Below are 1374 nucleotides of genomic sequence, written 5' to 3' on the forward strand. Positions count from 1 at the left end.
GTCGTCGTCTTCGGCGATCAAGATGCCGACAGGCACAAGATCCAGAACAGTCTCCAGGCTTTCGAGGCGGTTGCGCAAGTCGTGCGACAGCGCGCCGATCTTTTCCTCCGCCTGCGCGATCTGGGTAATGTCGACGAAGGTGACGACGACGCCGGCGATGACATTGTCGACGGTGCGGTAGGGCATCACGCGCATGATGTAGCGCTTGCCGCTTTCGGTGCCTTCCACCTGCCTTTCTATCGTGCCCAGCCGCTGCAGCACCTGCTCCATGTCTGCCTGCAGCCGGTCCGCGGCAAAGCGCGGCCGCACATGCGCGAGCGGCCGGCCGACATCGCTTTCGACCAGCCTGAACAGGTCGCGTGCCGTCGGCGTGAAGCTCTTGATACAAAGGTCGCGATCGAGGAACACGGTCGCGATCTGCGTGCTTTCGAGCAGGTTGGACATGTCGTTGTTGGCGCGGCTGAGCTCGTCGACGCGGATGTTGAGCTCGGCATTGACGGTCTGCAGTTCCTCGTTGATCGATTGCAGCTCCTCCTTGGAGGTCTCCAACTCCTCGTTGGACGATTGCAGCTCCTCGTTGATAGAGGACAGTTCTTCGTTGGAGGATTTCAACTCCTCGTTGGAGGATTCTAGCTCCTCCGTCGTGATCTGCAGCCGTTCCCTGGTTTCCCGCAGCTCCTTTTCGAGCTGACTGACATTGGCGCTTTCGACATCGTCGGTCGTGTGGACGGGCTCGTCCTCTGCCTCCGCCTTTATCCCGCCGATATCGCGGAAGACCAGCATGTAGAGCGGATCCGAATTGCCGTCGACCGGCAGCGGCTGCACGGCGAGGCTGATCGTCTGGCGTCCGCCATTGGTGCCGATGCTGATATTGTTCTGCACCGCCATCTGTCCGGTGCTGACTGCCTTGTGAAGGGCAGCGCGCAGATCCATGCGCAGCCCGCGACGGGCCATGGAGAAGACGTTGTGGTCGGGCGCGCCGGCGGCAAGTTCCAGATATTTGCCTGTCCCGCCCGAGCTGTGCATCAATTCGCCGGCGGCGTTGATGACCACGTAGGCCGGAGCATAGCGCTCGACCAGGAAGCGTTCTGCAACTTCTTGCAGGGTTCCTGTCGTTGCCCGCGGGCGCGTGCTGGGAACAGCCTGCCTGGCGGCGGCGGCAAGTGGGAATTCCGGCAGGCGTTGCGCGGCGACCTCACTGCGCTTCTGGAAGATGCGGGTCGCCTTGTCGATGGTCGAGAACAGGCGCGCATGGCGCGTAACGTTCTCGGACGAGCCGAGGAAGAGATAGCCGTTATTGCGCAACGCATAATGGAAGATCGGGATGATCTTCTCCTGCAGCTCCGGCCCCATATAGATCAAGAGGTTGCGGCA

1 protein-coding gene is annotated in these 1374 nt (G+C 61.6%); it reads right to left on the reverse strand.

Annotated elements, in window-relative coordinates:
- The coding region (locus tag CK222_RS31380) for a PAS domain-containing protein (protein WP_176477821.1) at positions 1-1374 on the reverse strand (1374 nt) is incomplete at both ends.

The organism is Mesorhizobium sp. WSM3866 (assembly GCF_002294795.1).
Taxonomy (GTDB): Bacteria; Pseudomonadota; Alphaproteobacteria; order Rhizobiales; family Rhizobiaceae; genus Mesorhizobium.